Consider the following 4,424-nt stretch of genomic DNA (forward strand, 5'->3'; position numbering starts at 1 on the left):
TGGTTTTCCTACACTTTCAGACGCAGGCGAGCGATTCTGATTACACAAGGACGATTCAACTCAGCCGAAGGAACCCCGCCATGACTCGCCGTGCCACCGACAATTCCAAGGCCCTCGGCGCTTTCCTCGCCGCGAAGTCCGAAATCGACAGCATGCTCGCGCGCCTCGCCGCGCTGAGCGACGATCACTTCGACACCCACCCCGACGAGATCGACTGGGGCCATGTCGGCACCCTGAACCTCTACCGTGACCGCCTGCGCGAAATCACCGATAGCGCCTTCAAGGAAGGCGAATTCGCCGAGTAACCCCGCGCCCATCGGGTGCCGCCCGCCGAATGGCGGGCTTCGCCCGGTAGAAGCCCCCGCATGTCGCGCGGGCCGAAACCGGAGACGACCCATGACCCAGATCCAGCTGTCCGACGCTCAAGCCGTCATCCTGTCTGCTGCCTGCGCGCGCGAGAACGCGATGGTGTTTCCCGTCACCGCCAGCCTGAAGGGCGGCGCTGTCGGGAATGTCTGCAAGAGCCTGCTCAAGCGCGGACTGATCGAGGAAGTCACCGCCACCGACCACAACACGGTCTGGCGGCATGACGAGGAGCGCGGCCCCATCACCCTACGCGCCACGAAGCTGGCCTACAGCATCCTCGGCATTACTGAGGATCCGGAGGACCAGCCAGCGGCCGAACCTGCGCCAGCGCCCGTACGCCGCCGCAGCGGAACCAAGCAGGAGGCGCTGATCGCGATGCTGCGCGCCGAGGGCGGCGCCACCATCGACGAGATCGTGGAGGCACTGGGCTGGAGATCACACACGGTACGGGGCGCCATGGCCGGCGCGCTGAAAAAGAAGCTCGGCCTGACCATCACCTCCGAGAAGGTCGAAGGAAGAGGGCGGGTCTACGCCCTGAAGTAGGCGCCGCAACCCTCGACGCGCATCGAAGAAGGCGCTATATTCGCACCTAATTCGATGCGCGTCAGGAGCCCGCCATGAACATCACCAAGGACATCAGCCCTCTGACCGAGTTCAAGCGGGATTCGGCGCGTCTGATCGCGCAGATCAAGGAGACCGGTAGGCCGCAGATCCTGACCGTGAACGGCAAACCCTCGGTCGTCGTGATGGATGCCGCCGCGTGGCAGGAGATGCAGGACCAACTCGACTATGCCGAAACCGTCGCGGGGATCCGCAAGGGTCTGACGCAGGCCCGTGACGGTGAAGGCTCTGACGCGGGCACCTTCTTCGACGGCCTCGCACAGTCGAAATGACTGCCTCTTTACCCGTGATCATCACGCCGAACGCGGCGGATGATCTGGCAGCGTCATGGACCTACCTGCAAGATCGCAACCCAAGGGCGGCGGATAAATGGCTGGCGGGCATCCGCGACACCATCCTGGCCCTTGGTGCAATGCCCGACGCTCATCCGATTGCCCCGGAAGCGCGTGAATTCGATCTGCCTATCCGTCGCGCGATCTACGGCAAGGTGACGCGCTGGCGCATCTACTATGCCGTCATCAACGGTGCGGTGCGGGTTCTCCATGTTCGCCACGGTCGCCGGAGCGATTGGCAACCCTGATCCGCTCGAACAACCTCCGCAACAGGTATCCACGCGCCAGCGAGAGCGCTACGAACGCCGTGCCAATGGCCATGTGCTCACCGAGCGCGGCCTCGAGGCCGAACCACGGGAACACGACAATCTGCGTGGCGATGGCCAGAACGTAGCCGACCACAACGTTCGTCGCAGCCTCAACCATCGACATGATCCGGCTCTGCCTCATCGCGGCCCCTCCGGTAGGCATTCAAAAAACGCGGTCACGAACTCCGCCGCGAGCGGCGGCACGATCGCATTGCCGTAGCCCCGCAGGAGCCCCATGCGACCGGGTATCCCATCAGCCAGCGGGAATGTTCCGGGCTCAACGGGCCGCCAGCGGCCATCCCGGCAGAGGAGCCAGTCAGGATCTCGCCAGACGCCGTCCGTCGCGACGGCCCCGGCGGGGTAGGCGCCTTCGACCAGTCGACCAGCTTCACTGTCCTGCGGCTTGCATCGGTATTGCCAGCCGCGTTGTATCGCTTCGTCGCGGGTGAGCCCGCCATCGCCGTCGGCCATCCCGCCAGCCAGACCTGCCGGCCGAGCAGCGCATTGATCGGCACCGCCCGGCATTCCGATCCGTCCTTGTGATCCCGCGCCGAGGCCGTCGCCCAGCCCGCCTGCGCCTCGATCCAGGACGACGGCCCCGAAGAACAGCCGTTGGCGGATGTGCGGCGCACCGATGCCCGCAGCCGGCAGATCGGCCGCCGCGACGGCGTAAGATGCCGCTTCCAGCGCATCCGCCACAGCGTCGAACCACGCCCAGCCAGCCGCACCCGCAGCCGCTGTTCGAGCCGCTCCGCCAACCGGTCCGAGCACCGCCGCGCTCGCGACCTGCTCTCCGAAGACGAGCCCGGGTCGGCAGGCGGCAACGAGGCCGAGGAAGGCGGGCGCGAGGTGGCGGTCATCTTCCTGTCCCTTGCGTTGCCCGGCCTGACTGAAGGGTTGGCAGGGCGGCGATCCGGTCCAGACGGACAGGTCCCCGGCTACACCGGCGAGGCGCAGCGCATATGGCCAACCGCCGATCCCGGCGAAGAAATGGCATTGTGCAAAGCCGCGCAGGTCCGAAGGTGTAACCTCGAGGATGGAGCGCCCGTCCACCTCGCCCGCGGGCAGGTGCCCGGCCGCGATCAGTTCCCGCAGCCAGGCGCAGGCCGCAGGATCGGCATCGTTGTAGTAGACGGCCATCAGGCAGCCGCGTCGGCCGTGTCGCCCAGCCGCTCGGCCCTCACCTGCGCGAACGTCCGCCCGCTGCCATCGAGGATCGCTTCCTTGCCGGTCTCGGCCTGCCAGCGTTCCACGGCGACATCGACATAGGCGGGGCTGATCTCCATCGCGAAAACGCGGCGGCCATTGGTCTCGCCTGCCATGATCTGCGAGCCGGAACCGCAGAAGGGCTCGTAGCAAAGCCCGCCCCGCGCGACGTGCTGGCGCATCGGGATCCCGAAGGCGTCGAGCGGTTTCGGGGTCGGATGATCGGGTCGCTCGTCCTTCGTGAAGCTGGGCATCTCCCAGGTCGAGGGCAGCGTCTGCTCGGCGACCTTCGGCGGGCGGTTCGGACGGCGCCAACCCATGAAACAGGGCTCGTGCTTCCAGAGGTAGTGCGACCGGGTCAGAACCCCGCGGTCCTTCACCCAGATGATCTGCTGATGCACAAACGCCCCGACCTTCTCCCAGCAAGCCTCCAGCATCGCCTGGCGGCGCGAGGCGTGCCAGCAGTACCAGGCCGCATCCTCGGTGATCGCCTCGGCCACGGCCGCAGCGATGAAACCGTCGTAGAGCTCCGCCCCTTGGCTGCTGTCATCCCAGGTGACACCATAGGACTGGCTCCAGTCCTTGTTCCGCGTCGGGTGGTTCGAACCGTCGTAGTCGACAAGATACGGTGGGTCGGTCGCGAACAGCACGGCGCGATCGCCATTCATCAGGCGGCGCACATCGGCAGCGCTGGTGCTGTTGCCGCAGAGCAGTCGGTGGTCGCCAAGGATCCACAGATCGCCCGTGCGCGACGCCGGGTTGCGCGGCGGTTCGGGGATGACCACGGGCGGCACAGTGCCACCGGCGCTACCTTCTTCCTCGCCTTCCGGCACATAGGCCAGCAGCTTGTCCAACTCGCCATCGGAGAAGCCGACCAGTGAAAGGTCGAAATCCTCGGCCAACAACTCGTTCAGTTCCGCGGACAGCAGCGCCTCGTCCCATGTGCCGAGTTCGGTTAATTTATTGTCCGCGATCCGATAAGCCCGACGCTGCGCCTCGGTCAGATGCCCCAGCACGATCACCGGCGCTTCCGTCAGCCCCAGCTGCGTGGCTGCCAGCACGCGGCCATGCCCGGCGATCAGCTCGCCATCCTCGGCCACCAGGCAGGGCACGGTCCAGCCGAACTCGGCCATGCTGGCGGCGAGCTTCGCGACCTGGTCCGCTCCGTGCAGCTTCGCGTTCTTCGCGTAAGGCTGCAGGCGCGCAAGCGGCCACTGCTCGATCCGCTCGGGGGCGAAGGCGAGGGTCATGAGGGTGTTCCTGTTCGATAGGTTGTTTTTGCGAGGCGCCGCCTTCGTGTCGCCAGTGTAGGCCGCACCCCGGAGATGCGAATTCGTGCGGCGGGGTCCAGTTGGATTGCGCAGGTGGGCCCCGGTGGTGGCTTCCGGGATGGACTCCGGAGTCCACCATGCATCCACCTTTTGGGTCCAGCTAGGATGCTGATTTCACGAAGGTTTCAGGTGCTTCGGGGGTGGATTCCGACGGGGGTGGACTCCCAAAAAAATCGCCCTGACGCTAGTGTTCTGAGTCTGACGCATCTTACCGGTTCCCTCTGATTTCATCCAGCGCGTCGAGTGCGCGGCGTTCCCGG

General features: G+C 66.0%; 7 protein-coding genes. 4 read left to right on the forward strand and 3 right to left on the reverse strand.

Annotated elements, in window-relative coordinates; translation table 11 throughout:
• Positions 1 to 80: 80 nt before the first annotated feature.
• The 4 genes from HUK65_RS18010 to HUK65_RS18025 all read left to right on the forward strand — a co-directional run bounded on the left by HUK65_RS18010 (position 81) and on the right by HUK65_RS18025 (position 1,567).
• The gene (locus tag HUK65_RS18010; protein WP_179907638.1) at positions 81 to 305 is read left to right on the forward strand and encodes a hypothetical protein; all 225 of its coding nucleotides are present in this window, start codon (positions 81 to 83) and stop codon (positions 303 to 305) included.
• A 91-nt stretch (positions 306 to 396) separates the two neighbouring features.
• The gene (locus tag HUK65_RS18015; protein WP_179907639.1) at positions 397 to 909 is read left to right on the forward strand and encodes a DUF3489 domain-containing protein; all 513 of its coding nucleotides are present in this window, start codon (positions 397 to 399) and stop codon (positions 907 to 909) included.
• Positions 910 to 983: 74 nt separating this feature from the next.
• Positions 984 to 1,259 carry a type II toxin-antitoxin system Phd/YefM family antitoxin gene (locus tag HUK65_RS18020; RefSeq protein ID WP_179907640.1) on the forward strand — a complete coding sequence of 92 codons (276 nt, stop codon included), beginning with the start codon at positions 984 to 986 and terminating at the stop codon, positions 1,257 to 1,259.
• 14 nt (positions 1,260 to 1,273) lie between these two features.
• On the forward strand, positions 1,274 to 1,567 hold the full coding sequence (locus HUK65_RS18025; RefSeq protein WP_179907641.1) for a type II toxin-antitoxin system RelE/ParE family toxin: 294 nt from the start codon (positions 1,274 to 1,276) through the stop codon (positions 1,565 to 1,567).
• On the opposite strand, the gene HUK65_RS19295 is transcribed toward HUK65_RS18025, so the two are convergent.
• From HUK65_RS19295 to HUK65_RS18035, 3 genes are read right to left on the reverse strand one after another with little or no spacing between them, the layout of a single operon-like run.
• Positions 1,506 to 1,790, reverse strand: a complete 285-nt coding sequence (locus HUK65_RS19295; RefSeq protein ID WP_456095396.1) for a DUF7220 family protein — start codon at positions 1,788 to 1,790, stop codon at positions 1,506 to 1,508. The genes HUK65_RS18025 and HUK65_RS19295 overlap by 62 nt on opposite strands.
• Positions 1,766 to 2,767 (reverse strand): DNA cytosine methyltransferase, encoded by a 1,002-nt coding sequence (locus HUK65_RS18030; protein ID WP_179907642.1) that lies wholly within the window; start codon positions 2,765 to 2,767, stop codon positions 1,766 to 1,768. The genes HUK65_RS19295 and HUK65_RS18030 overlap by 25 nt, the downstream gene beginning before the upstream one ends.
• Positions 2,767 to 4,083: a site-specific DNA-methyltransferase gene (locus tag HUK65_RS18035; RefSeq protein WP_179907643.1), complete on the reverse strand. Its 1,317-nt coding sequence runs from the start codon at positions 4,081 to 4,083 to the stop codon at positions 2,767 to 2,769. Before HUK65_RS18035 ends, HUK65_RS18030 begins: the two co-directional genes overlap by 1 nt.
• Positions 4,084 to 4,424: the final 341 nt, after the last annotated feature.

It is taken from the genome of Rhabdonatronobacter sediminivivens, assembly GCF_013415485.1.
In the GTDB taxonomy this organism is placed as follows: Bacteria; Pseudomonadota; Alphaproteobacteria; order Rhodobacterales; family Rhodobacteraceae; genus Rhabdonatronobacter; species Rhabdonatronobacter sediminivivens.